Here is a 25,699-nt window from a genome sequence, read left to right as displayed (position 1 = left end):
CGGAAGCCGTACGGAGGCGTTAATCAGAAATGAACATTGGGAGTGAGGACTGGAAAAGCGTAGTGATCTGTTTACCATAACAGTTAAATCGCGTGGCGCGGATGCCACGCCGGTTGTTTAAGTAAACAGTTTTTAACCGCGACGCTTGCTTGTATAGAAAAACCGGCTATTACGGTTGTATCTATACGTGCATTTCTGGGAAATTCGCCCCGGGGACAGAAAGAAACGAAGGTTCGGAAAGCCTATGACGGCAAGTTCTAAATTCTTTGGCGCCGCTTCAGCGCTCGCCATGTCGGTGGCTCTTGTAGCTTCTGGTACTGCTGCGCTCTCTCTGGCATCGATCAATGCTGCTGAGGCTGCGGTCGTCAATCGCATTGAAGTTCGCGGTAATACGCGCGTCGATGCTCAGACAATCCGTGACAACATCGACATTCGCCCGGGCAAAGCTTTCAACAGCAATGATATTGATGCTGCTGTTAAGCGCTTGTTCGCAATGGGGCTGTTCTCGGACGTGCGCATCAACCAGTCGGGTGGTTCGCTGATCGTTCAGGTGAGCGAGCGCCAGGTTGTGAACAATGTCCTCTTCCAGGGCAACAAGAAGGTCAAAGATCCTGATCTGGCTCGTGCTGTTCAGCTTAAAGCCCGTTCGCCGTTTGATGCGGCAACGATGGAAGCTGATAAGGAAGCCATCAAGGGTGCATATGCTCATATCGGCCGCAGCGATGCGACTGTAAACGCTCGCACTGTTGATCTCGGTCAGGGTCGCGTGAACGTGGTTTATGAAATCACTGAAGGTTCGCGCACGAAGATCGCCAGCATCAATTTCGTTGGTAACAGCGCATACAGCGCCCGTCGTCTGCGTGACGTGATCTCCACAAAGCGTTCGAACCCGCTTTCGTGGCTGACCCGTAATGACGTTTACGATGAAGGCCGTCTGCAGGCTGACGAAGAAACGCTGCGCCGCTTCTACTACAATCGCGGTTATGCAGATTTCCGTGTACTGTCGTCTAATGCGGTTCTGAATCCATCGACCAACGAATACGACATCACCGTTACGGTTGATGAAGGTCAGCGCTATACCTTTGGTAATGTCAGCGTCGAAAGCACCGTTGATGGCGTTGATACGCAGTCGCTCGGTCATTTGGTCAAGACCCGCGAAGGTAAGCCTTACAGCGCCAAGGAAATCGAAGACTCCGTTCTTGCGGTTACCGAAAACGTTGCTGGTAGCGGTTACGCTTTCGCTAAGGTTGAGCCACGCGGCGACCGCGACTTCGACAATCACACAATCTCGGTTGTTTATAGCGTTGATCAGGGTCCACGCGCTTACGTTCAGCGCATTGAAATCCGCGGCAACGACAAGACGCGCGACTACGTGATTCGTCGTGAATTCGACATGAACGAAGGCGACGCCTTCAATCAGGTTATGGTTCAGCGCGCTAAGCGCCGTCTTGAAGCTCTCGACTTCTTCCAGACCGTCAATATTTCGACGGCTCCAGGCTCCGAGCCTGATCAGGTTATCCTGGTGGTTGACGTTGTCGAAAAGTCGACCGGTGAATTCTCGATCGGTGGTGGTTACACGACCGGTGGTGAATCACCAGGTGCGCAGGTTGAAGCTGCGATTACCGAGCGTAACTTCCTCGGCCGTGGTCAGTTTATCCGAATCAGTGCTGGTGCAGGTCAGGACGAAATGCGTAACTACGCACTGTCGTTCACTGAGCCTTACTTCCTCGGTTATCGCATGTCGGCCGGTTTTGACGTATTCCGTCGTTCGTACCGCGTAGACAACGGTGGTCGTTATGACGTTCAGCAGACGGGTGGTACGATCCGCTTCGGCCTGCCAATCACTGACAACTTCTCGGCTGGTCTGGCCTATAACCTGGTTCAGGAAAAGTACGACCTGTACGTTTCTGACCAGAATGGTAATCCAGATCCAAACTATTATGCTCCAGCACTTATTGAAGCTGCTGAGCATAGCCCATGGCTGCGTTCGTCGATCAGCTACTCGCTGACGTATAACTCGATCGACGACATGAAGAACCCGCATGAAGGCCTTTATGCCAAGTTCACGCAGGAATTCGCAGGTCTTGGTGGCGACGCGAAGTATCTGAAGACGACTTTCAAGGGTAACTACTACACCACGCTTATGCAGGAAGCCGACATTGTCGGTATGCTGGGTGTCGGCGGTGGTTACATCCACGAATTTGGTAGTGACGGCGTTCGTATCTTCGATCTGTTCAAGAACAACACCGACATTATCCGCGGCTTCAAGTTCAACGGTATTGGTCCTTATCAGGATGCTGCTAACGGCAACCGTTACTGGATGGGTGGCACCACCTACTTCAGCGGTACTGCTGAAGTTCAGTTCCCGATGCCGCTCGTTCCAGAAAGCCTTGGTATCCGTGGTGCTCTGTTCGCAGACGCTGCAACCTTGTACGGAAACGATACCCCGGGCGTATTGGGCGATGACAAGAAACTCCGCGCTTCGGCTGGTGTGAGCTTGATGTGGGCTTCGCCGTTCGGTCCGCTGCGCTTCGACTATGCGTTCCCGATTGCAAAGGCTGACACCGATAAGGTTCAGAATTTCAACTTTGGTGTTTCGACCAAGTTCTAATAGATTTGCCTTTTCCCGGGGCAGACATGCCCCGGGCAAGAAAGTGCTTTGATGGCAGATCCCATTTTCTTCAAGCCTTCTCGTGACCTCACGATTGGCGATATTGCTGATTTTACCGGTGCAAGCCTTCGCAACCCGAAGCTTGCACCGCGTTCTGTTGCGCGTCTGGCGTCATTGAATGACGCGAGTGATGATGCCCTCGTATTTGTCGATGGTAAAAAGAACGCACAGGCTCTTGCTGGCATAAAAGCCGCGGGCGTTTTGTGTTCTGAAGATGTTGCTGACAGCGTGCCTTCCAATGTTGCTACGCTTGTAACCAGAAATCCACAACGCGATTTTTCGTCCGTTGGGCGAATGCTGTTTCCTGTTTCTGTGCGGCCTGAAAGCTGGCTCGGTGAAACGGGCGTTTCGCCAGCTGCTTATGTGCATCCTACTGCATCGATTGAGGCGGGTGCTACGATTGAAGCAGGCGCAGTCATCGGCAAAGGTGTGAGCGTTGGCACAGGAACGCTTATTGCGGCGACAGCTGTGGTCGGTGAAGGCTGCCAGATCGGCCGCGATAGCTATATTGCGCCGGGCGTTGCTGTTCAGTTCGCTATGATCGGTAATCGCGTATCCCTGCATCCGGGTGTCCGTATAGGACAGGACGGATTCGGCTATGTTCCCGGTCCTAGAGGCCTTGAAAAAGTTCCTCAACTTGGCCGCGTCATCCTTCAGGATGACGTTGAGATTGGTGCGAACACCACGATCGACCGTGGCGCTTTGAGCGACACTGTTATCGGTGAGGGCACCAAGATCGATAATCTGGTGCAAATCGCACACAATGTGCGTATTGGCCGGTTTTGTATCGTTGCCGCGCATTGCGGTATTTCGGGAAGTTGCGTGATCGGTGACCAGACGATGCTCGGAGGCCGCGTTGGTCTTGCGGATCATCTGGTTATTGGTTCGCGCGTGCAGATTGCCGCAGCAAGCGGTGTGATGAATGACATACCCGATGGCGAGCGTTGGGGGGGCTTCCCCGCTCGTCCTATTAAACAATGGTTCAGGGATATCGCAAATATCCGGAGCATCGGGAAACCCAAAAAGGAGCAATCCTCTGATGAGTGAAACTAATCAGAAGCTGGAAGTTGCAGATATTCAGGCTGTTCTGCGTGCGCTCCCGCATCGTTATCCATTTTTGCTGATTGATCGCATCATCAATATCAATGGTGATGAGTCTGCGACTGGCATCAAGAATGTCACGATCAATGAGCCGCATTTTACGGGTCATTTTCCCGACAAGCCGATTATGCCAGGTGTTCTCATTATTGAGGCCATGGCGCAGACGGCAGGCGCGATCACTGTTCTCAATCAGGGTTCTGACGCGCCAAGCCTCGTCTATTTCATGACAATCGACAAAGCCAAGTTCCGCCGTCCAGTTGTTCCTGGTGACCAGCTTCACCTTCACGTGAAGAAGGTTAAACAACGCGGAAATATCTCTAAATTTGAGTGCGTGGCTGAAGTTGATGGCGTAAAGGTTGCCGAAGCTGAAGTCGCCGCAATGGTTGGCGTAGCCGAAGAGAAGGCATGAGTACTTCAATGAAGGAAACTTTTATCCACCCTACCGCTCTCGTGGAGCCGGGTGTGGAACTTGGACAGGGCGTTTCCGTCGGTCCTTTTTGTCACGTTCAGTCCGGCGCCGTCATCGGCGATAATTCTGAACTGATGAGCCATGTTGTTATTAGCGATGCTGTTCGTCTTGGCGCCAATGCCAAGGTTTATCCGCACGCTGTTTTGGGTTGCGATCCACAGAACGGTAAGCACAAGGGCGGCCCGACGACGCTAGTTGTTGGCGATAACTGCCTTGTCCGCGAAGGTGTTACTATGCACCGCGGTTCTGACAGTAGCCGTGGTTACACGAGCGTTGGCAACAATTGCCAGTTTCTCGCCTATGCACACGTCGCTCATGATTGCGATGTCGGCGATCACGTCACGTTTGCTAACAACGTTATGATTGGTGGCCACGTCGAAATCGGTCATCACGCCATTCTCGGCGGCGGTTCTGCTGTTCACCAGTTCACGCGTGTTGGCCATCATGCTTTTGTTGGCGGTATGGCGGCACTGGCCCATGATCTCATTCCTTACGGCAGTGCGATCGGCAACCATGCTTATCTCGGCGGTCTGAACATCATCGGAATGAAGCGTTCCGGTATGCAGCGCAAGGATATCCATAATCTGCGTCATGCAGTCCACATGCTCTTTGACCGCACCAAGCCGGTGCGTGAGCGTGCACAGGATGTGCTTAAGGCTATTCCTGATTCTGATGGTGTGGCTGATCTTATCTCCTTCATTCTGGTGGAAAATAAGCGCGCTTATTGCACGCCGCCGCTTGGCTCATCGGTAGGTGGAGCGATGGATGACGGCGACGACGATTGATAGCGCGGTAAAGCGTCAACGCACAGCCATTATTGCTGGCAATGGCCTTTTGCCGATAAAAGTGGCTGAAGCTCTGAAGGCGGATGGAAATCCGCCTTTTATGCTTCCATTGCGTGGTGAGGCTGATGCATCGCTCTATGAATATGAACATCAGGAAATCGCAGCGATTGATTTTGGCATGCTCATCCGTGCCATGCGGTCGGCTGGCGTCACTCAAGTTGTCCTTGCCGGTGGCCTTCGTAACCGTCCGCATCTGAGTGATCTTAAACTCAATCTTCCGACGATAAGGGCTGTGCGCTATGTTCTGACCGCGCTCGGTCAAGGCGATGATGCGTTACTGCGTGCATTCATGCGCCTGCTTGAGCGCTATGGCTTCAAGATGGTCGGAGCGCATGAAGTTGTTCCTGATCTTCTCTCACCGACACCGCCGAGAGCGATCACGCGTCTGACGCCCGATTCCCGCGAACGCCGGAACGTTTTGCTCGCTATGGAAGCTGCGCTTCGTCTTGGCGAATTGGATGTCGGGCAGGGTGCAATTGCTGCAGGTGGCCGCGTTGTGGCGCTTGAAGGTGCAGAAGGAACCGATCAGATGATCGAGCGTGTTTACGCACTTCGTCAGGCAGGTCGTATTCCCAAACGTGGCGGCGTACTTGTCAAAATGGCCAAGCCAAGACAGGATGAGCGCGCAGATTTGCCGGCAATCGGCGTATCGACAGTGGAGAACGCAGCCCGTGCTGGCTTGTCCGGTATTGCGATTGAAGCTGGTCGCACTTTCATTCTCGGCCTTGGTGAAACCATGGCTGCGGCCAATGAAAAAGGTCTTTTCATTGAGACGATCAGTCGAAACCAAAGGGACTTAGCACGTTGAGCAAAACCAGCCGGCCATTGAAAATTGCGATCGTGGCCGGAGAGGAATCCGGCGATCTTCTCGGTGCTGATTTGGTTGATTCTCTTCGCGGCCAGACAGATCGGCTCGTCGATATCGTTGGCGTTGGTGGTGACCATCTTGCTGAACGTGGATTGAAAACCTTCTTCGACCCGCATGAAATAGCCTTGATGGGGCTTGGTGCTATTCTCAAGAATCTGCCAGGGCTTATTCTGCGTATAAATCAGACAGCAAAGCGGATCGTTGCAGAAAAGCCTGATTGTGTTTTGCTCATCGATAGCCCGGAATTCACCCATCGTGTTGCGAAAAAAATCCGCGCGGCCAGCCCTTCAATTCCAATCGTAAAATATATCGCTCCGAGTGTCTGGGCCTGGCGTCCGCAGCGCGCCAAAGCGATGCGTTCCTATGTCGACCATGTGCTCACGGTATTACCGTTTGAAGTTGAGGTCATGAAACGGCTTAACGGTCCGCAATCGACCTATGTCGGACATCGTCTCAGCAGCTACGCGCCGATTGTGAAAGTACAGGTTGCGCAGCGCGCCGCTGAAGCGCAACGCTGGCCTGATGGCTCACGCTGCCTGTTGTTGCTTCCCGGATCGCGCCGTGGCGAAATCCAGACGCTTATGGAACCCTTCGGCAAGGCTGTAGAAGAGCTGTCAAAGCGTGTCGAAAAGCTTGAGGTCATTCTGCCTACATTGCCGCGCATTGAGGAAATGGTGCGTGAGCTTTCCAAGGATTGGGCCGTTAAGCCGCTTATCGTTACCGGCGATGAAGCCAAGTGGGATGCCTTTGCGCGTGCAGATGCAGCACTGGCTGCGTCGGGTACTGTTTCGCTGGAGCTTGCACTGTCGCGCATCCCGACCATTTTGTCATACAAGGCTGATTGGTTTGCACGCCAGTTTCTGCTGTCCAAGATCACGATCTGGAGTGCGGCTCTTCCGAACATTATCGCTGACGAACCCGTTGTGCCGGAGTTTTTCAATGAATCGGTAAGGCCGGGTAATCTTGCCCGTTATGTCGATAAGCTTATGCAGAAAAGTGCGTCGCGTCAGGCGCAGCTTGATGGCTTTGATAAAGTGATATCAATAATGGCCACGGAGCGACCTTCCGGCGAGATCGGAGCAAAGGTCTTGCTCGATCTGGCCGAGAACGGCAGAAAACGCTGAACTCAAATTGAGAGCAAACAAAAACCCCGGCAAATTGCCGGGGTTTTCTGCATTCTGGGATAGGATTACTTGCGCTTTGCAACTGGCACGTAATCGCGTTCTGGAGCACCAGTATAGAGCTGGCGCGGACGACCGATCTTCTGCTGTGGATCTTCGATCATTTCCTTCCACTGAGCGACCCAGCCGACGGTGCGGGCGAGGGCGAACAGAACCGTAAACATTTCGGTTGGGAAGCCGAGAGCCTTCAGCGTGATACCGGAGTAGAAGTCGATGTTTGGATAGAGCTTCTTTTCGATGAAATATTCATCGGTAAGAGCGATCTTTTCGAGTTCCAGAGCAACGTCGAGAAGCGGATCGTCCTTGATGCCGAGTTCGCCGAGAACTTCATGGCAGGTCTTCTGCATGATCTTGGCGCGCGGATCGTAGTTCTTGTAAACGCGATGGCCGAAGCCCATCAGACGGAACGGATCGTTCTTGTCCTTGGCGCGTGCAATGAATTCTGGAATGCGGTCGACAGAACCGATTTCAGCCAGCATGTTGAGCGCTGCTTCATTTGCGCCGCCGTGTGCAGGGCCCCAGAGGCAGGCAACACCAGCAGCGATACATGCAAATGGGTTTGCGCCAGACGAACCAGCGAGACGAACGGTCGATGTCGAAGCGTTCTGTTCGTGGTCAGCGTGCAGGATGAAGATGCGGTCCATGGCGCGTGCCAGAACCGGATTGACCTTGTAATCTTCGCAAGGAACGCCAAAGCACATGTGCAGGAAGTTCGACGCGAAATCTAGGTCGTTCTTCGGATACATGAATGGCTGGCCGATGTGGTACTTATAGGCCATTGCAGCGAGCGTAGGCAGCTTGGCGATCAGACGGATCGAAGCAACCATGCGCTGATGCGGATCAGTGATGTCGGTCGAGTCGTGATAGAATGCTGACATTGCGCCGACGCAGCCGACGATGACAGCCATTGGATGCGCGTCACGACGGAAGCCGGTGAAGAACTTCGTCATCTGCTCGTGGATCATCGTGTGACGGGTCACGCGGTAATCGAAATCGGCCTTCTGGGTTGCTGTAGGCAGTTCACCGTAAAGCAGCAGGTAGCAGGTTTCGAGGAAGTCGCCATGTTCAGCAAGCTGATCAATCGGATAGCCACGATACAGCAGCACGCCTTCATCGCCGTCGATATAGGTGATCTTGGATTCGCATGAAGCGGTCGAAGTGAAACCTGGATCGTAAGTGAAAGCGTGGGCGTTCTTGTAAAGTGGACCGATGTCGACGACGTCCGGCCCGACAGTGCCTTGTCGTACAGGCAGGTCGAACGTTTTGCCGTCGAGGGTAAAGCTAGCTGTCTTATCTGACATCGTGTTTCCTTTCGTGTCCACTTTGCCGCCCGTGTGGCGGCTGAATTTTAATCGTCGTTATAACTTGTCTCTTGTAACATCTATGTGTTTCCCGCCAACGCGGGAAACCGCATTATTTTTATGTGTTAGCCGTTCCCGTAGAAGAACGGATTTTCAACGCATTATCCAAACGATTTCGCCCGCCAAACTATCCCAATGATTTTGCGATGCAATGCGTAATTTGGTCTAATTAAGTCCGATTTGTCACGTCAGCGTGAATGCTAACAGTTCAAACGATTTGATCTTTTATGCGTGCAAGTGACTCTTCACGGCCGAGCACAAACAGTACGTCGAATACACCCGGAGATGTAGCTCGACCTGTAAGGGCAGCGCGCAGTGGTTGTGCTACCTTGCCAAGTTTGAGGCCTACTGTTTCTGCATGGGCCCGAACAGCCGCATCGAGCGCGTCTACGGTCCATTCGCTGACTGATTCCAAATGCGGAAGGACAGCTTTCAGAACTTCGCGACCTTCGTCGTTAAGCAGAGATGCGGCCTTCTCATCAAATACAAGCGGGCGCTTTGCGAAGATAAACTTCGCACCATCAGCAAGTTCCACCAGTGTCTTTGCGCGATCTTTAAGGCCCGGCATTGCGGTGAGAAGCTGAGCGCGACCCTTTTCATCAAGGGAAGCCTCCAGTTCTTTGCCGCCTTCGATTTCCGGCAATACGGCAATCAGCGCATCAAACAGAGCCTTGTCGTCGCTTGCGCGCATGTAAAGGCCGTTGATGGCTTCGAGCTTCTGGAAGTCAAAGCGCGCAGCACCTTTGTTGATGTCGGTGACGTCAAACCACTCGATCATCTGTTCGGTCGACATGATTTCGTCGTCACCATGGCTCCAGCCAAGACGGACGAGATAGTTGCGAAGCGCTTCCGGCAGATAACCCATGGCGCGATAGGCATCGACGCCCAGCGCACCATGACGCTTGGAGAGCTTGGCTCCGTCTGCACCATGAATAAGCGGAATATGCGACATCTGAGGGACTTCCCAGCCCATCGCATCGTAGATCACGGTCTGGCGTGCCGCATTGGTCAGATGGTCGTCGCCACGAATGATGTGGGTGACGCCCATGTCGTGGTCGTCCACGACAACCGCGTGCATATAGGTCGGTGTGCCGTCGGAACGCAGGATGATGAAATCATCAAGGTCTTTGTTCGGGAAGCGAACATCGCCCTGAACAGCATCGCGTACAAGGGTTTCACCTTCGCGTGGTGCCTTGATTCGAATAACCGGCTTTACGCCTGCAGGTGCCTCCGAAGGATCGCGGTCACGCCAGCGGCCATCATAGCGCGGCGGACGACCTTCAGCGCGTGCCTTTTCGCGCATTTCTTCGAGCTCTTCCGGCGTTGCATAGCAATAATAGGCTTTGCCATCTGCAACCAGTTCTTCGGCCACTTCACGGTGGCGTGGAGCGCGCTCAAACTGAGAAATTGCATCGCCATCCCAATCGAGACCAAGCCAGTTCAGGCCGTCCAGAATTGCGGCTGTGGCTGCATCGGTGGAGCGTTCGCGATCGGTATCTTCGATGCGCAGCAGCATCTTGCCGCCGGTGTGCTTTGCGTAAAGCCAGTTAAAAAGAGCCGTGCGAGCTCCGCCAATATGCAGATAACCCGTGGGCGAAGGGGCAAAACGGGTGACGACCGGTTTCGACATGACAGCTCCACTGTGTCAGAGCCTCGTGGGACTGCGGCAGGACGCCGAGGGCGAGGCAGAATTAGAGTATATAGTGCCCGTTTGATTGTGTTCTACAGGCAATCGGGGCTCTCGACGCGAACCCTCTCGATTTTGGCTGGCGTTCATGTAGCATAGGTAGCACAGCGCGCAAGGGCTTGACGTCCCTTTCGCACCGATCCGGTATTCTTCTTTAGGTTAGCGGGGAGCACTTTTGCAGTCAGGCGGGGGCATGACGGGCACAAGGGAAGCACAGGAGATCAGCGAACGGGCATTTGTCAAAGACATGCCCGATGGTTTGGCTCGCGCTTTGATGCCCGCTCCGTGGGCTCCGGATGAACACGAAGAAATTTATCCTACTGCCCTGCCAGATCGAGTTCTAGCGCCTTCTGAACGCGCGCGCGTTCTACTAGACGCCGCGTGGTTGAACTTAAGCAGAGCGCTGAGTCGGGAAGTGGGTCGCGGGATATTCTTCCTTCTGTTTCCCGTGATGATGGGCGTGGGAGCAGTTGTCTATTTCACGCTTTCTTTCGAGCCTGACTGGGTGCCGCTCCTTTCGACCCTGACAGCGGTCTTTATATTGCGCTTTTTTGTGCGCAAACGCTTCTTGCTATCGCAATTGCTGACGCTCGTCGTGGCTCTGCAGCTCGGCATGATAGCGGGGAAATTTGAGACTGAACGACGAAGCACGCAATTGTTGGGTTCAGAGGTTGCAACGCGCGTTACCGGCCGAGTGGCTGGTCTCGAATATCGCGACAATGGCAGCTGGCGTGTGACGCTTGATCTGCTTGAAACGCAAAGGCCGAAACTTCGCTACGCACCGCACCGCATCCGCATTACTGCACGCGACATTCCGGCCAATACGACGATTGGTAGCGGGCTAACCGGCTTTGCGCGCCTGAGGGTGCCTTCGGGACCTGTGCGGCCGGGGAATTACGATTTTGCCTTCCATGCCTATTTCGGCGGTATCGGTGCCAACGGTTTCTTTCTTGGAACACCAAAGATTGCCGATGTGCCAGGACCAAACGACATGACGGCAAAAATTGCGAGTTCCATTGCTCAGTTACGCGTGCATGTTTCCGAACGTATTGCGGAAGTGCTCTCTGGTGAGGATGGCAGTGTTGCCGCAGCGCTCATAGCGGGTGAGCGAGCAGGGATCAGCGAAGAAACGAATGAGGATCTGCGCAAGGCAGGTCTGGCGCATATCCTGTCGATTTCCGGCCTGCATATGGTGCTGGCCGCTGGCGTTGTGATGATGTCGCTGAGGTCGCTGTTTGCTCTGATGCCGGGGTTTAGCGCCCGATATCCGGTCAAAAAGTTTGCGGCTTTTCTCTCGCTTCTAAGCTGCACATTTTATCTCGCCATGTCGGGTGCGGATGTTGCAGCACAGCGCAGTTACGTCATGATTGTCGTGATGCTCTGCGCATTGCTGGCTGACCGTGCTGCCATCAGTATGCGCAATCTTGCGATTGCGTCTGTCGCGATGATTGCAATTTCTCCGCATGAAATTCTGGGGCCGAGTTTTCAGATGTCTTTTTCAGCGACTCCGGGATTGATTGCTGCATTTGCATGGTGGAGCGACAGGAAAGCACGCAATCAAACGGCCAATGAAAATCGACGTTCTAATCCACGCGGATTTGTATCAAAAATGCTCGTTCCTGCGGTGGCGACAGGAGCAACATCGATTGTTGCCGGTATAGCGAGCGGAATATTCGCCGCCTATCATTTCAACAACACCGCACCCTTAGGCCTCGTCGGAAACGTATTGGCCCTGCCGGTTATCTCGATCCTTGTGATGCCCTTTGCAGTGCTGAGCTTGGTGTTGATGCCATTGCAGCTTGACTGGCTGCCATTACAGATCATGGGATTTGGTGTCCTATTGGTCAGGCATATTGCAAGTTTGGTCGCTAGCTTTTCTCCTGACGGCAATCCGGGCGTCATGCCTGCAAGCACGCTTATCCTCTGGACCGTAGCGCTTGTTATCGCGGTTGTTTCCACGACCCGGTTGCGATGGCTGGCTTTACCCTTTGTCATTGCCGGGCTTGTCGTTTTTATACGACCGCCATTGCCAGACATTCTCGTTAGCGAGGATGCAAAATTTGTGGCCGTGCGCCTACCTGATGGCAATTTCGCAGCCAATCGCAGCAGGCCGCCAAAATTCACAGGTCAAAACTGGCAGACAGCCTATTTGATCGAAACGTTTATTCCGCCGCAGATTGTAAAAAAGCAGAAGCTGGTATCCGCCACTGATGCGTTTGTCTGCGAAGAGGGACTGTGTACGATCCCTTTGCAGGACGGGCGGATGTTTGCTTATACCGCGCAGGAAGAGATGAAGGACATCGCCTGCAATATTGGCGATATCGTCGTTCTCGCGATAGCAGGCAAAAATCTGAGCTGCGAGCGCCCTGATGTGCTTGTGGTGGATCGAAAAGAGCTTGCCTTAAAGGGAACGCTTGAACTAAGGCTGGGGCAGAAGAAGGAGTCCTCGAAAGGCGAAGCTGCAACAGTTTCGGCTGTCCACGAAGTCGACAACGAAGATAAAATCTACCGATTCGAACCCGCAAAATCTCGTAAATTAGCCGGCTATGCAGATCATTTGAGCTTTGCCATTGATGCGCCAGCGAGGCCTTGGCACCTTCATCGTCTTTATTCGCGAGCAGCGCGGGGGCTAGCTGAGCGCGAATATCAAAAGAAGGCTGGCTCTGAAAAGAACTCTAAGCTCGAAGCGGCTCCAGCTTTTAAAGATAAGTCAGAACCGCTCTAGTTCATGGTTTTCTGGCAGACTTACAGCCGTTCCAGCTAAGAATGAATCGTTGGAACCGCTATAACTGATTGTTTTTACGCATTATCCGACGCATCGCAGCAGGAAAAGAAATCAGTCCGGCGAACCGATTTCCCTGCGGAGACGCTTCGCACTTTTGCCGGAAATACTATGAACATTAACCGCCACATATCTCACGGAAGTGCAGCGGTTATGTGTAAGATTTAATAGCGTCGGATCAGACCGATAAGCTTGCCCTGAACGCGCACGCGGTCAGGTCCGAAGATGCGGGTTTCGTAAGCCGGGTTTGCTGCTTCCAGCGCGATGGAAGCGCCTTTGCGGCGAAAACGCTTCAATGTCGCTTCTTCGTCGTCCACCAGTGCGACGACAATTTCACCCGGATTGGCTGTATCACCGCGTTTAATGATGACTGTATCGCCGTCAAAAATACCGGCGTCGATCATCGAATCGCCTTTGACTTCCAAAGCGTAGTGTTCACCGGCACCCAGCATTTCCGGAGGAAGGCTCAGTGAGTGTGTCTGATTCTGGATTGCCGAGATCGGCACACCGGCAGCGATGCGTCCCATCATAGGCACAGAAACCATTGTTGAGGAATCATTGTCCGCCATGACCGGAGCAGGGCGTGCCGGTGGAGGAGGGGGAGCTTTACCAAGGCTTCCTTCGATGACGCTCGGAGCGAACTTCTTCTGCGAGTTCAAGCCCGGTGCTATCGAATCTGGCAACCGCAGGACTTCCAGAGCGCGTGCTCTGTTAGGAAGTCTGCGGATAAAGCCACGTTCTTCCAAGGCCGTGATGAGGCGATGAATGCCCGATTTCGAGGCTAGATCGAGAGCCTCTTTCATCTCGTCAAAAGACGGAGGGATGCCCGTCTCTTTAAGACGTTCATGAATGAACAGCAGAAGCTCGTGCTGCTTACGGGTCAACATGCGCTACACCCTCCAAACCAGAATCAAATAAAAACAAAACCAGAACGAACACTATATGTTCCAGTCTTGTTCTGCAATGGTTTTAAAATGATTAATGAGGGCGGGAATTGATGCCGTTCGTTACAGCATCAATATTGTGCAAGCATCTCCAAGCGCTGCAGCTGGCGCATTTTCTTCTCTGATCAGTAGTGCATTGGAACGCACAAGAGCAGAAAGCATTGAAGAATCCTGAACTGGAAATGGCTTTACAATCAATGTGCCGTCGATTGCCTTTTCGACCGTCGCACGAACAAAGTCCCTACGATGATCGTTTGCATTCATTGGCTGACCAAATTTCGCGGGACGAATATCTGCAGTTAAGTCAGTGCCCGATAGCTTTGCCACCAATGGGCGCAGAAATACGAGACTGCAGACAAGGCTTGAAACCGGATTACCCGGCAGACCGATGACATGCACGGTTTTACCCGAAACTGTCTTGCGACCATACATCAGCGGTTTACCCGGGCGCATCGCGATCTTCCAGAAGTCGAGATCGACACCACAATTCTGTAAAGCCCCGTGAACGTAATCGCGATCTCCAACCGACGCGCCGCCAATCGTCACAAGAACATCGATGCCATCTTCGAGAACGGCACTAATTGCGGATTCGATCTTCGCAGGGTCGTCGATAATAATGCCCATATCTTCAGGCCTGCCGCCTGCGCGGCGAACGATTTCGGCGATGCCGACGCTGTTGGAGGCGACAATCTGGTCCGGGCCGGGAACTGTACCGGGCGGGACGAGCTCGTCTCCAGTCGCGAGTATTGCAATGCGGGGCTGTTTGAAAACGGAGATGGCTGCGTTGCCACTGGCCGCAGCAAGGGAAAGTGCCGGGGCGTCGAGTGCCTTGCCAACCGGAAGAACAACATCGGCGGGTGCGAAATCGAGACCCGCCCGACGAATGTGCCGACCTTTATCGAGGCCTTGCCGGATCGTCAGCTTGTCGCCGAAGCGCTCCGTGTCTTCCTGAATAACGATGCTATCTGCACCTGCTGGCATTGGTGCGCCGGTGAAAATGCGGACCGCCTGACCTTCGCCCAGCTGCCCATCGAAACGCTTACCGGCTGCTGATTCGCCAATTACCGTCAGTTCAAGCGGATAGCTGATGTTTTCAGGTGCGATCAGCGCATAGCCATCCATAGCAGAGCAATCAAAGGGAGGTTGCAGAAGGTGAGCTTTCACAGGTTCAGCAACGACGCGTCCACCGGCTGAAGTCAAAGGAACCTGCTCAGAACCGTGTGGCTCTGCCGAGCTCAGGATACGTGCAAGGGCTTCATCGACCGGGAGAAGGGACATTGGCTTCCTCTCGTAGAAAATAATCTCGTTATTTCGCTTGTTCTGCGCATTATCTCACACAGGCTGCTAAATGCTCATGCCGGAAATGCTTCGCTGCTTAAAGCAGATTAACTGCGGCCATGAATTGATTTGCCGCAAGTTCGTTTGAAAATCAGGCTTTCCAGTCGCCCGATTTGCCACCACTTTTTGCGGAAACGCGAATATCGGTAATTTCCATGTGGCGATCAACGGCCTTCGCCATGTCATAGATTGTCAGGCAGGTGACTGATACGGCAGTCAGCGCTTCCATCTCAACTCCCGTGCGGCCTTTCAGCTTCGCAGTCGCAGAGACGCGAAGGCCGGGGAGCGTATGGTCGGTCTCGATGTCCACCGAGACCTTTGTTAACATTAAAGGGTGGCAAAGCGGAATGAGATCGGCAGTCTTCTTCGCGGCCATAATGCCCGCCAGACGGGCAGCACCGATAACGTCGCCTTTTGCGGCATTGCCTTCCAGAATGAGGGCCAGAGTTTCTGGCTTCATTTTGACTGCACCTTCAGCCGTTGCCTGGCGTTCAGTCTCAGCCTTATCGCCGACATCGACCATATGGGCGGCGCCAGTCTGGTCGATATGGGTGAGTTTGGCTGTCATGGCTTACACCTTGCCGGTCAGAAGTTCGCGGGTTGCTTGAGCAACATCATCCTTGCGCATCAGGCTTTCGCCGATGAGGAATGTGCCGATATCCGACTTTTCAAGACGCAGGCAATCGTCATGGGTGAAGATGCCGCTTTCGCCGACCAGAAGACGGTCCGAAGGTACCATTTTTGCGAGGCGTTCGGAAACAGCAAGATCGACTTCAAACGTCCGCAGATTGCGATTGTTGACGCCAACGAGACGCGATGAAAGCTTCAGCGCGCGTTCGGTTTCTTCTTCGTCATGGACTTCAATGAGAGCATCCATGCCGAGTTCGAAAGCGGTTTCTTCGAGCGCTTTGGCCAGATCATCATCGACGCTTGCCAGAATGATGAGGATACAATCTGCACCCCAGCTGCGCGCTTCATAGACCTGATAGGTGTCGAAGAGAAAATCCTTACGCAAGGCGGGCAGCGAGCAGGCATTGCGTGCCGCTGTCAGAAACTCCGGCGCGCCCTGAAAAGATGGCGTATCCGTGAGAACGGACAGGCAGGCCGCGCCGCCGTCTTCATAAGCCTTGGCCAGCGCTGGCGGATCAAAATCAGGGCGGATGAGGCCTTTGGAAGGGCTCGCCTTCTTGATTTCAGCAATGAGCGCGAACTTGTTGGCGGCGCGCTTGGCTTCCAGTGCCTTGAGAAAGCCGCGTGTTGTAGGCTGATCCTTGGCCTGCGCCTTCACTTCTTCGAGTGGAAGACGAGCCTTGGCAGCAGCGATTTCCTCGCGCTTGTAAGCTTCGATTTTCCGCAAAATGTCGGTGGACATGGTTTGATCCTCTCCGTCAGAGCGGGTTATCGTTTGACACAGCAATGACCTTTTGCAGAACGGCTAAAGCTGCTCCGCTGTCGATTGACTGCGCTGCAAGAGCAATGCCGTCTTTCAGGTCTTTCGCCTTGCCGGAAATCACCAGTGCTGCGGCAGAGTTCAAGAGCACAATATCGCGATATGCGTTCTGTGCACCTTCAAGAACACCAAGCAGCGCCTTTGCGTTAACTTCGGCCTCTCCACCCTTGAGCTCCGACATATCGACCCGACGAAGGCCAACGTCTTCTGGTGTAATCTCAAAAGTACGAATAGTGCCGTTTTCAAGTGCTGCAACCTTTGTGGTGCCTGCCGTGGTCATCTCATCGAGACCATCGCCATAGACCACCCAGGCGGTTTCAGAGCCCAGTTCTTTGAGAACCTGAGCCAAAGGCTCAACCCATTCTGCCGAGAACACGCCAACCAGCTGGCGCTTGACGCTTGCCGGGTTTGAAAGCGGACCGAGCAGATTGAAAATCGTTCGGGTGCCGAGTTCAACGCGCGATGGTCCGACATGACGCATCGCAGAATGGTGCATCGGCGCAAACATGAAGCCAAGACCAGCTTCATTGATGCTGCGGCCAATCGTGTTCGCATCGGCTTCGATGTTCACACCAAGGGCTGCCAGCGCATCTGCTGCACCTGATTTGGAAGAGAGAGCGCGATTACCATGCTTTGCAACCGGAACGCCTGCGCCGGCCACGACAAAGGCGGAACAGCTGGAAACGTTGTAGGAGCCGGACTGATCTCCGCCAGTGCCGACAATATCTACAGCGCCCGCCGGAGCGGAAACTGGAAGCATTCGTGAGCGCATAGATGATACAGCACCGGCTATTTCCGGCACAGTTTCACCACGAACACGCAGAGCCATCAGAAAGCCGCCGATCTGTGACGGCGTAGCCTGTCCGGACATCATGATGTCGAAAGCTGCCTTGGAATCCTCGAGCGACAACGGATTGCCGGAGGCAGCCTTGGCGATATAGGGTTTTAAGTCAGCCATTATTCCATGTCCGCCGCTGATCAGAAGGCCAATGCATTGTTGATTACGGTCTGGTTGATCCGCACCGGATACTGCTTCTGCAGTTCGCCGACCATCTGCTCAAGAACATCATCTGTGAGTGTCGTCGACAGATAGGTCTGCTGCTGTTCAGGAATTGCTTCCGGACCTGCAGCGGTTGGTTCGGTGACTTCAACAACCTTGAACAAGATCTGTGCATCGTCAGATGCCGCAGCCGCTGTACCGGTGTGGTCGTTTGCGCTACGGAATACCTGAGCGGTTGCAGCCGAGCCAAAATCCGCATCGTTAGTGTTGCGGGTGATGCCGCGCTTGGTCTGCTTTTCTAGACCAGCTTCAGCAGCAATCGCATCGAGCGTCTCACCGCCATCCAGGCGCTTCTTCAGCTCTTCCAGACGCTGGTTCAAACGCTTGACGGCTTCTTCGCCCTTCCATGCTGCAATGACCTTGTCCTTAACTTCATCAAGGGTGCGGTCACGGGCAGGGGTGGTGCCATCAATCTGGTACCAGAGATAACCGGTGTTACCCATGGTGAGCGCATCGTTATCGAAGCCCTGTTCTGCCTGGAATGCGGCAGCGAGAAGCGCTTCGGAGTTTGGCAGTTCAACCGCTTTGCCGGCTGGATCGTTGCCTTCGGCATCGACAGCGTCAATGGTTACGGTCTTGAGGCTGAGCCCCTTGGCAACATCGGCCATGCTTGCGCCGTCCGAACGCTGCTGTTCATAGGAATCGTGAATACCGTTGATGCTGCTGATTGCAATGTTGGTGGCAACGGTATCGCGAATTTCGCCTTCAACATCCGACAGCGACTTGGTGTTTGCCGGATTAACTTTGGTAACGCGGAGAATGACCGGGCCGAATGCGCCCTTAACAACGTCACTTACGCCGCCTTCATTAAGGCCAAATGCTGCTTCTGCGATAATTGCATCTGGAAGAGCGGTCTTTTCGAAGGTTCCGAGAACCAGATCAGCTTCGCTCTTGCCCTGTTCTTTGCCGATATCGACAAAGCTTGTGCCTGCTGCGATTTTCTGCTGTGCGGCCGTAGCAGCTGCTTCATCAGCAAAGTTCAGCTGTTCGATTGTGCGCGTTTCAGTGGTGCTGAAACGGCTCTGGTTCTTTTCGTAATATTCCTTGATCTCATCCTGCGTGACAGCAGCAGCATCGGCAATGTCCGACGGCTCAAGCTTCACATAGGTGATTTTGCGGTATTCCGGAGCCTTATATTCATCCTTGTGCTCTTCAAAGTAAGCCTTGAGAGCGTCATCGGAAGGCGCCGGAACAGCATCGGCCTTTTCAGCCGGGATTGTGATGTAATCCGCGCTGCGGCTTTCACCCTGATAAAGAGCAAGCGCCTTGAGCATGGTGTTTGGCATTTTCATGCCGTCGGTTGCTGCTTCAACAATCTGCTGGCGACGAGCAACTTTCGCGCGGTTATCGAGATAGTCCTGCGCACGAATGTTTGACTGGCGCAGAACTGCATCGAACTGTGCGCGGCTGAAGTTGCCGCTGGCATCCTGGAACGATGGGTCTTCGCCGGTCAGACGCGCAATGCCATCCTTGGAAAGACCAAGCTGCATGTTGCGTGCTTCTTCATCCAGAACAACGCCAGCTGCGAGCTGTGCAAGAACCTGATTGTCGACACCGAACTGTTGTGCCTGTTCGCGGGTCAGTCGCTGACGGAACTGCTGCGACAGACGCATCAGCTGTTGCTCGTAAGCAAAGCGATAATCTGTTGCGCTCACTTCCGACTTGCCAGCGCTCAGCGCTGCATTGCCAGACATGTCGCCTCGGAATGCATCAGCGATGCCCCAGACTGCAAAACTCAGAACGAGCAGACCGAGGAGAAGCTTAGCAACCCAGGATTTGGCGGCATCACGCATACTGTCGAGCATTGGAAACCCTTTAAGAACAAAACAAAGCCCGGCTATCGATAAAGATAACCCGTGTGAGGGGATAACCTTAAGCTAGGCCATGATGCAAGTTCTCATTGAGCGTCAACCACCAAGAACATCGCCAAGAACGTTGCATTGCGTGACGAATACGCTTAGTCAGTGGCAAAATTTGGCGCCGCTCACGCAAAAATATGCGGTCCGGCGTTCTTTAAGGCGAGGAGAATGAAATGACTCCGGGAATCCGTCCTCTGGTTGCTGGCAACTGGAAAATGAATGGTACAGGAGAATCCCTCACGGAATTGCGCGCGATTTCTGCGGGCCTGAGTTCCGATCTGGGTCGTAAGCTTGATGCCGTGATCTGCGTTCCGGCGACATTGTTGTCGCGCGCTGCTGAAACGCTTGAAGGTGAAACAGTCGCGCTTGGCGGTCAGGATTGTCACCAGAAAGTGTCTGGCGCACATACCGGCGATGTTTCGGCAGAAATGCTGAAAGAAGCAGGCGCAAGCCACGTTATCCTCGGCCACTCGGAACGTCGTACCGATCATCGCGAAGCCAGCGAACTGGTGCGCAGCAAGACTGAAGCCGCCTGGGCTGCTGGTCTTATTGCGATTGTCTGTGTTGGCGAAACCGCTGATGAGCGCAAGTCAGATCGCACACTTGATGTTATCGGCGACCAGCTTGCAGCTTCGCTTCCCGAAGGTGTGAAGGCTGAAAACACGATTGTTGCTTATGAGCCAGTTTGGGCCATTGGTACTGGTTTGACGCCGACTGTTCAGGATGTGCGCGCAGCCCACGCATTCATGCGTGACAAGCTCACCGAACGTTTTGGCACCAGCGGCGCGCATCTGCGACTTCTCTATGGTGGTTCGGTCAAACCAGCCAATGCCATTGAATTGTTGAGCGTGCCGGATGTCGATGGTGCATTGGTTGGCGGAGCCAGCTTGAAAGCAACAGACTTCCTCGCCATATGCGAAACCTATCGTAATCTGTGATGAGCATCTGCGTCCTTAAATCTATATCGGGCGCAGGGCTTGGATTATCATGCAATAGCGTGTAAAGAGCCGCTCTATCTATTTGTATCATCGCTATCCGGGGCGGAAATCGCTTGGTTTTTCCCGGTTATGCATTAGTCCAGAGATATAAAGACCGTAACCTATGCAGACCATAGTCATTGTCATTCATTTGTTGATCGTTCTGGCGCTTGTTGGCGTTGTGCTCATCCAGCGTTCCGAAGGCGGTGGCCTTGGTATCGGCGGTGGTTCGGGCTTCATGACGGCACGCGGCGCGGCTAACGCGCTGACCCGCACGACAGCTATTCTTGCGATTGGCTTCTTCGCCACTTCGCTCGTTCTCGGCATCATGGCCCGTTATGGCGAAAAGCCAACGGACATTCTGAACCGTATTCCTGCAGCTGGCAGCACGCAGAATCCTCCTGCTGGTGGAACTGGTACCGGTACTGGCGGTGGCATTCTCAATCAGCTGGGGGGTGAGTCTTCGCGCACCAATGAAGCTGAAACACCTGCTTCGGGTGAAGCTCCAGCAACTGCACCAGCGCAGCCTGACAGCACTCAGCCACAGGCTCCACAGGTTCCAAGCTCACAATAAGAGCTTTGTAATTGCAGAAAATTTGAAAACCGGCTCGAAAGGGCCGGTTTTCTTTTTGTTAAGCATCAGATTGCAAAGTGTTGCACACGGGCAATAGCCCCTCTCGAATCGTGAGGGATAGCTATTGTGGATAATTGAGTAGTGCTGCCCTTTGCAGTATGGAGAGCGAAAGCCTGAACGCGATACTGCGACAGGTGTTTTCCGCACTGCTTGGGTTTTCGGGAACAGATCATGTCTTCACGTTTTATTTTGATGGCTGGCATTGCAAGCCTTTGCATTGGACTTACGGGCCCAAGTTTTGCAGCTGGTGCTGAAGCTGAACTTACGGCTGCGGCAACGGGTGTTCAGCAGGTCGCTATGGCAAACGATGCCAAGGAAAAGCCTGCAAAGAAGAAAAAGAAGAGCGCTTCGAACGCAGGTGCTGCGAAGAAGGTTGCCCTCAACCGCTACAATATCGACCCGCGCTATCAGGCGCAGACGGTATCCTTCACCGGTTACGAAGCTGGCACGATCGTCATCGATCCTGCGAAGTATTTCCTTTATCTCGTCGAAAGCTCGACCACTGCGCGCCGTTACGGCATTGCGGTCGGTAAAGTCGGACTTGAGTTCAAGGGAACAGCAACTGTCAGCGCAAAGCGCGAATGGCCACGCTGGATTCCGACCAAGGAAATGATTGAACGCAATCCGGCTCAGTATGGTCGCTACAAGAACGGTATGGACGGCGGTCCAGGCAATCCACTTGGTTCGCGCGCCATGTATCTGTTCCAGGGCAACAAGGATACGTATATCCGTATTCACGGTACCACTCAGCCATGGACAATCGGCAGCCCGGCTTCGAACGGTTGCTTCCGTATGACCAATGACGACATTCTGGATCTCTATGATCGCGTCGGCATGGGCGCAAAAGTCGTCGTTCTCTAATTTTTTGTAGAAATACCCGAAAGGCCGGGATTTTCCCGGCCTTTTTTCGTGCGCGTGTAACTAATAAGGCTACATGCTGCGAGCAGGACTGAACTTGGTGGAAGCATCCGGTTATCCCATATGGGAGGCTGAACGGGTGTGATTTTGATGGAAAAAACGCTGGTCACACTTTTTTTAGTGGCGGAATCAGCAAGAAGGGTCTAACGACATAAGCCCATGGCGCGATATGTATTCATCACAGGCGGCGTGGTTTCTTCCCTTGGAAAAGGCATTGCCGCAGCAGCATTGGCTGCACTCCTTCAGGCACGCGGTTACCGCGTGCGTATCCGTAAACTCGACCCTTATCTGAACGTCGACCCCGGCACGATGTCGCCTTACCAGCACGGTGAGGTGTTCGTCACTGACGATGGTGCCGAAACAGACCTTGATCTGGGCCATTACGAGCGGTTCACCGGTCGTCCAGCAAATCAGCGGGATAACATCACCACCGGTCGCATCTACCGCAACATCATCGAAAAAGAACGCCGCGGCGATTATCTCGGTGCGACGGTTCAGGTCATTCCTCACGTCACGGATGAAATCAAGAACTTCATTCTTGAAGGCAATGACGATTATGATTTCGTGCTGTGCGAAATCGGCGGTACGGTTGGCGATATCGAAGCCATGCCGTTCCTCGAAGCTATTCGTCAGCTCGGCAACGAACTGCCACGTAACAGCGCAGTCTATATCCATCTGACATTGATGCCGTATATTCCAGCGGCAGGTGAACTCAAGACCAAGCCGACACAGCATTCGGTCAAGGAACTGCGTTCGATCGGTATTGCTCCGGATATTCTTCTGGTTCGTGCGGATCGCGAGATTCCGGCTTCCGAACGCCGCAAGCTGTCGCTGTTCTGTAATGTGCGTGAAAGTGCGGTTATTCAGGCGCTCGACGTCTCGACCATTTATGATGTGCCGATTGCCTATCATAAGGAAGGTCTCGACAACGAAGTGCTTGCAGCATTTGGTATCGAACCGGCACCGAAGCCACGTATGGAACGCTGGGAAGGTATTTCCCATCTTCTGCACAACCCTGAAGGCGAAGTTACCATTGCCGTTGTCGGTAAATATACCGAGCTGAAGGATGCTTATAAGTCGCTGATCGAAGCGCTGCAGCACGGTGGCATTGCCAACAAGGTCAAGGTCAAGCTCGACTGGATCGAAGCAGAAGTCTTTGAAAGCGAAGACCCGTCGCCATATCTCGAAAAAGTCCACGGCATTCTGGTGCCAGGCGGCTTTGGTGAGCGTGGTGCGGAAGGCAAGATCCTTGCGGCCAAATTCGCACGCGAACACAAGGTCCCTTATTTCGGCATCTGCTTCGGTATGCAGATGGCATGTCTCGAAGCCGCGCGTAATCTCGCCGGTATCGAAAATGCCTCTTCGACCGAGTTTGGCCCGACCAAGGAACCTGTTGTTGGTCTGATGACCGAATGGCTCAAGGGCAATATGCTCGAAAAGCGCACGAAGTCGGGTGATCTGGGCGGCACGATGCGCCTTGGTGCATATGATTCCACGCTCAAGGCTGGAACACGTATTGCCGAGATTTACGGTTCGACCGAGATTTCTGAACGTCATCGTCACCGCTATGAAGTGAACGTTGATTATAAGGACCGCCTCGAAGCTAGCGGCTTGGTATTCTCGGGCATGTCACCTGACGGCGTTCTGCCGGAAACGGTTGAGTATGCTGACCATCCTTGGTTCATCGGCGTTCAGTACCATCCGGAACTGAAGTCGCGTCCGTTTGAACCACACCCACTATTCTCTTCCTTCATCGCGGCTGCGATGGAACAGGGCAGACTGGTTTGATGCATGACAAATGATCTTGCGCGCAAAGCTCGTTCAGTTGACCATCTGGTGCTTCCAGTTTCTCAACTGAGTGAGGCGCGCAGGAGACTTTCCCTTCTGGGATTTACAGTGGCGCCGGACGCACAACATCCGTTCGGCACCGCTAATGTCTGCAGTTTCTTTGCAGACGATACTTATCTAGAAATGTTGGCTGTAGACCGTTCGCCGCTTTATGAAGCCGCCGCACAGCGAAACAACAGCTTTATCCAGCGTGATTTATCCTACCGTTTTCGAAACGGTGATGATGGTTTTTCCGGGATAGCCTTCAAGACCGACGATTCGCGTGGCGATCATGCGGAATTCAAGCGGCGCGGTATTTCCGGCGGTCGCATGGTCGAGTTTTCGCGCAGCTTCATCTCGTCTGAGGGAAAACGTGAGAAAGGCAGCTTCCGGCTGGCTTTTGCAGTGGATTTGCGCGCGCCGGACGCATTCTTCTTCACCTGTCAACGTATGGCATACCCCAAGACTGACCGTTCGCACCTGATCACACATGAAAATGGCGTAACAGGCTTACGTGAGATATTGCTGTGTGAAGAACAACCGGAAGACTTCTCCGATCTCTTGCAGGGCGTATTTCATGCCGCTGCTCGGAGACGTGAAGATGGCTCTCTGGCAATCACGGCTAAAAATTCCAATATAGAGGTCATGACGCCGACACAGTTTAATCGCTGTTTCGGATGGACGCCGGCACTGCATGGTCGTGGCCTGCGGCTATCAGGACTGGTTTTCTTGGTTGCTTCGCTTTATGCCGTTGAGCAACTCCTCACTCGTAACGGAATCGCTTTTACAAAGAGCGATGGTCGTGTTCTCGTCCATCCTGCCGCAGGTCAGGGGACATTGTTTGTATTTGAAGGTTCACAATCATGACGACCGCTAATTCTGCCGTGAAAATCGGCAATGTTACGTTCTCCAACAGCGCGCCACTGGCTTTGATTGCCGGGCCTTGCCAGATGGAAAGCCGTGAACATGCGTTCGACATGGCCGGACGTCTGGTGGAGATTACCAACAAGCTCGGCATGGGCCTCGTCTATAAGTCGAGCTTCGACAAGGCCAACCGCACCTCGCTTAGTGCACAGCGCGGCATTGGTCTGGATAAGGCGCTCGAAGTTTTTGCCGATCTCAAGAAAGAGTTCGGCTTTCCTGTTCTCACTGACATCCATACTGAAGAGCAATGCGCAACTGTTGCTGAAGTTGTCGATGTTCTGCAGATTCCAGCGTTCCTTTGCCGCCAGACTGACCTTTTGGTCGCCGCTGCAAAGACAGGCCGTGCGGTTAATGTGAAGAAGGGCCAGTTTCTGGCGCCCTGGGACATGAAAAACGTGCTGGCCAAGATCACTGAGAATGGCAACCCGAATGTTCTGGCCACCGAACGCGGCGCGTCTTTCGGTTATAACACACTTGTTTCCGACATGCGTTCGCTGCCTATCATGGCAGGTTTCGGCTCGCCGGTGATTTTCGATGCAACCCATTCCGTGCAGCAGCCTGGCGGGCAGGGTGGTTCGTCCGGTGGCCAGCGCGAATTCGTTGAAACGCTTGCAAGCGCTGCGGTTGCTGTGGGTGTAGCCGGTGTATTCATCGAAACGCATGAAGACCCGGATAATGCACCATCTGACGGTCCAAACATGGTTCAGATTGATAAAATGCCTGCACTTCTCGAAAAACTCATGGCTTTCGACAGGATTTCTAAATCGATTTAAAATTTCATTAGAAATTCACAGGCGGGGGAT

General features: G+C 53.6%; 21 protein-coding genes. 13 read left to right on the top strand and 8 right to left on the bottom strand.

Annotated elements, in window-relative coordinates:
• Positions 1-244 precede the first annotated feature (244 nt).
• Genes bamA through lpxB form a run of 6 tightly spaced genes read left to right on the top strand, consistent with a single transcriptional unit; the run spans position 245 to position 7,078 of the window.
• Positions 245-2,611 carry an outer membrane protein assembly factor BamA gene (bamA, locus tag ABWV94_RS03505; protein ID WP_007875200.1) on the top strand — a complete coding sequence of 789 codons (2,367 nt, stop codon included), beginning with the start codon at positions 245-247 and terminating at the stop codon, positions 2,609-2,611.
• A gap of 51 nt (positions 2,612-2,662) precedes the next feature.
• Entirely contained in the window at positions 2,663-3,718 is a 1,056-nt protein-coding gene (gene lpxD / locus ABWV94_RS03500; protein ID WP_007875197.1) for a UDP-3-O-(3-hydroxymyristoyl)glucosamine N-acyltransferase, read from the top strand.
• On the top strand, positions 3,711-4,181 hold the full coding sequence (gene fabZ, locus ABWV94_RS03495; protein WP_007875195.1) for a 3-hydroxyacyl-ACP dehydratase FabZ: 471 nt from the start codon (positions 3,711-3,713) through the stop codon (positions 4,179-4,181). Before lpxD ends, fabZ begins: the two co-directional genes overlap by 8 nt.
• Before the next feature lie 8 nt (positions 4,182-4,189).
• A complete protein-coding gene (gene lpxA / locus ABWV94_RS03490; RefSeq protein WP_007875193.1) occupies positions 4,190-5,026 on the top strand; it encodes an acyl-ACP--UDP-N-acetylglucosamine O-acyltransferase in 837 nt (278 codons plus the stop codon).
• The gene (locus tag ABWV94_RS03485) at positions 5,007-5,894 is read left to right on the top strand and encodes an LpxI family protein (protein WP_007875185.1); all 888 of its coding nucleotides are present in this window, start codon (positions 5,007-5,009) and stop codon (positions 5,892-5,894) included. The genes lpxA and ABWV94_RS03485 overlap by 20 nt, the downstream gene beginning before the upstream one ends.
• Positions 5,891-7,078 carry a lipid-A-disaccharide synthase gene (gene lpxB, locus ABWV94_RS03480; protein ID WP_113498493.1) on the top strand — a complete coding sequence of 396 codons (1,188 nt, stop codon included), beginning with the start codon at positions 5,891-5,893 and terminating at the stop codon, positions 7,076-7,078. Before ABWV94_RS03485 ends, lpxB begins: the two co-directional genes overlap by 4 nt.
• Positions 7,079-7,143: 65 nt before the next feature.
• On the opposite strand, the gene gltA is transcribed toward lpxB, so the two are convergent.
• Complete coding sequence (gene gltA / locus ABWV94_RS03475) at positions 7,144-8,436, bottom strand: citrate synthase (protein WP_007875170.1); 1,293 nt, start codon at positions 8,434-8,436, stop codon at positions 7,144-7,146.
• 268 nt (positions 8,437-8,704) lie between these two features.
• A complete protein-coding gene (gltX, locus tag ABWV94_RS03470; RefSeq protein WP_105518618.1) occupies positions 8,705-10,126 on the bottom strand; it encodes a glutamate--tRNA ligase in 1,422 nt (473 codons plus the stop codon).
• 250 nt (positions 10,127-10,376) lie between these two features.
• On the opposite strand from gltX, the gene ABWV94_RS03465 reads away from it, so the two are divergent.
• Entirely contained in the window at positions 10,377-12,908 is a 2,532-nt protein-coding gene (locus ABWV94_RS03465) for a ComEC/Rec2 family competence protein (protein ID WP_353412616.1), read from the top strand.
• A 221-nt stretch (positions 12,909-13,129) separates the two neighbouring features.
• Here the strand turns inward: ABWV94_RS03465 and lexA are convergent, their stop codons facing one another.
• From lexA to ABWV94_RS03435, 6 genes are all read right to left on the bottom strand, one after another.
• Complete coding sequence (lexA, locus tag ABWV94_RS03460) at positions 13,130-13,852, bottom strand: transcriptional repressor LexA (protein ID WP_007875164.1); 723 nt, start codon at positions 13,850-13,852, stop codon at positions 13,130-13,132.
• 120 nt (positions 13,853-13,972) lie between these two features.
• Positions 13,973-15,187, bottom strand: a complete 1,215-nt coding sequence (locus ABWV94_RS03455) for a molybdopterin molybdotransferase MoeA (protein WP_113498489.1) — start codon at positions 15,185-15,187, stop codon at positions 13,973-13,975.
• Positions 15,188-15,338: 151 nt separating this feature from the next.
• On the bottom strand, positions 15,339-15,815 hold the full coding sequence (gene moaC / locus ABWV94_RS03450; RefSeq protein ID WP_113498487.1) for a cyclic pyranopterin monophosphate synthase MoaC: 477 nt from the start codon (positions 15,813-15,815) through the stop codon (positions 15,339-15,341).
• A 3-nt stretch (positions 15,816-15,818) separates the two neighbouring features.
• A complete protein-coding gene (gene trpC, locus ABWV94_RS03445) occupies positions 15,819-16,619 on the bottom strand; it encodes an indole-3-glycerol phosphate synthase TrpC (protein WP_113498485.1) in 801 nt (266 codons plus the stop codon).
• Positions 16,620-16,635: 16 nt separating this feature from the next.
• A complete protein-coding gene (trpD, locus tag ABWV94_RS03440; protein WP_007875158.1) occupies positions 16,636-17,655 on the bottom strand; it encodes an anthranilate phosphoribosyltransferase in 1,020 nt (339 codons plus the stop codon).
• A gap of 20 nt (positions 17,656-17,675) precedes the next feature.
• On the bottom strand, positions 17,676-19,562 hold the full coding sequence (locus ABWV94_RS03435; RefSeq protein WP_113498483.1) for a peptidyl-prolyl cis-trans isomerase: 1,887 nt from the start codon (positions 19,560-19,562) through the stop codon (positions 17,676-17,678).
• Between the two features lie 227 nt (positions 19,563-19,789).
• Between ABWV94_RS03435 and tpiA the strand changes: the two genes are divergently transcribed.
• The 6 genes from tpiA to kdsA all read left to right on the top strand — a co-directional run bounded on the left by tpiA (position 19,790) and on the right by kdsA (position 25,669).
• Positions 19,790-20,554, top strand: a complete 765-nt coding sequence (gene tpiA, locus ABWV94_RS03430) for a triose-phosphate isomerase (protein ID WP_079211947.1) — start codon at positions 19,790-19,792, stop codon at positions 20,552-20,554.
• A gap of 163 nt (positions 20,555-20,717) precedes the next feature.
• Positions 20,718-21,167 carry a preprotein translocase subunit SecG gene (gene secG / locus ABWV94_RS03425; RefSeq protein WP_007875153.1) on the top strand — a complete coding sequence of 150 codons (450 nt, stop codon included), beginning with the start codon at positions 20,718-20,720 and terminating at the stop codon, positions 21,165-21,167.
• Between the two features lie 231 nt (positions 21,168-21,398).
• Positions 21,399-22,088, top strand: a complete 690-nt coding sequence (locus tag ABWV94_RS03420) for a L,D-transpeptidase (RefSeq protein WP_007875152.1) — start codon at positions 21,399-21,401, stop codon at positions 22,086-22,088.
• A 216-nt stretch (positions 22,089-22,304) separates the two neighbouring features.
• Complete coding sequence (gene pyrG / locus ABWV94_RS03415; protein WP_113498481.1) at positions 22,305-23,933, top strand: CTP synthase; 1,629 nt, start codon at positions 22,305-22,307, stop codon at positions 23,931-23,933.
• Between the two features lie 3 nt (positions 23,934-23,936).
• The gene (locus ABWV94_RS03410) at positions 23,937-24,839 is read left to right on the top strand and encodes a VOC family protein (RefSeq protein ID WP_113498479.1); all 903 of its coding nucleotides are present in this window, start codon (positions 23,937-23,939) and stop codon (positions 24,837-24,839) included.
• On the top strand, positions 24,836-25,669 hold the full coding sequence (kdsA, locus tag ABWV94_RS03405; RefSeq protein WP_079211944.1) for a 3-deoxy-8-phosphooctulonate synthase: 834 nt from the start codon (positions 24,836-24,838) through the stop codon (positions 25,667-25,669). The genes ABWV94_RS03410 and kdsA overlap by 4 nt, the downstream gene beginning before the upstream one ends.
• Positions 25,670-25,699 lie beyond the last annotated feature (30 nt).

The sequence above is a fragment of the Brucella sp. NBRC 12953 genome, from assembly GCF_040369775.1.
In the GTDB taxonomy this organism is placed as follows: domain Bacteria; phylum Pseudomonadota; class Alphaproteobacteria; order Rhizobiales; family Rhizobiaceae; genus Brucella; species Brucella pseudogrignonensis.
This window is presented reverse-complemented; position numbering and strand designations above follow the sequence as displayed.